This is a genomic window from Escherichia sp. TW14182 (assembly GCF_000208525.1).
Taxonomy (GTDB): Bacteria; Pseudomonadota; Gammaproteobacteria; order Enterobacterales; family Enterobacteriaceae; genus Escherichia; species Escherichia ruysiae.
In genome coordinates, this window is the sequence record NZ_AEJZ01000355.1 from 1 (window position 1) to 815 (window position 815).

Here is an 815-nt window from a genome sequence, read left to right on the forward strand (position 1 = left end):
ATTATTGCTCGGAGGCCAGGGTAATGTGATGCTGTAGGTATTCACGCCTTAATAACCCCTCTTTCAGCCAGATAACCTGTGTTCTCGCCATACCTTCCAGCGCGTATTCTTTTGCATATGCAGCATCGACTTGCTTGGCATGCCCTTTACCGGCAATCTTCTGTATGCGCTAAACCTAGATAGAATCCACTCTGTGCACATTGAAGCCCGCTCTATGCTTCCTTTCAGGTATTGAAGGGATTGAGATGGGCTAAGCATTATTGGCCTCCTGCATCAGGAGAAAGACAATCATGGCGGCGCGGAGAGGTCTGGTATCAAATATTGGGCTTACGCCTTTTGCATCCACACACCATTCAGTTAACTGGTCTAAGATAGAAATCCTGTATTTCTCAATAATCGGCCATGAAGCGCTCGGATCATTGCAGTAGTCAGGCAAATGATTTAATGGCTCAAAAGTTGTACCAGCATTTCCGTAATACCATTTGTTGGTGTTATTCCCTGATGTTTCCGGTTTACTTGCCCAAAGGCCTTTAAAAATTATGTCTCCTACCATTCTGTTAATTTCAAAATCACTTAACTGTGAATAATCCATTGTCATTTCCTCGCACGATATCTTAGCCACCGGATATCCCACAGGTGAGCTGTGTAATTGAAGGTTTTTACGTCAGATTCTTTTGGGATTGGCTTGCGTTTATTTCTGGAGCGTTTCGTTGGAAGGTATTTGCAGTTTTCGCAGATGATGTCGGTGAAACTTCGTCGCTGTCGCCTCATGCCGCCCTCCTGACCTGAGGAATCCCCAGAAAACGAGACAGGCA

The 815-nt window shown here is 45.2% G+C and carries 2 protein-coding genes and 1 pseudogene; all 3 read right to left on the bottom strand.

The genetic code is table 11. The annotated features are described in order from the left end of the window. Nucleotide 1 precedes the first annotated feature (1 nt). A pseudogene (locus EQY_RS27015) lies at nucleotides 2-130 on the bottom strand (hypothetical protein); the annotation flags it as partial. Nucleotides 131-250: 120 nt separating this feature from the next. Then, on the bottom strand, nucleotides 251-592 hold the full coding sequence (locus EQY_RS0121690; protein ID WP_000386644.1) for a phage protein NinX family protein: 342 nt from the start codon (nucleotides 590-592) through the stop codon (nucleotides 251-253). 2 nt (nucleotides 593-594) lie between these two features. Then, on the bottom strand, nucleotides 595-771 hold the full coding sequence (locus tag EQY_RS0121695; RefSeq protein WP_001254223.1) for a NinE family protein: 177 nt from the start codon (nucleotides 769-771) through the stop codon (nucleotides 595-597). Nucleotides 772-815: the final 44 nt, after the last annotated feature.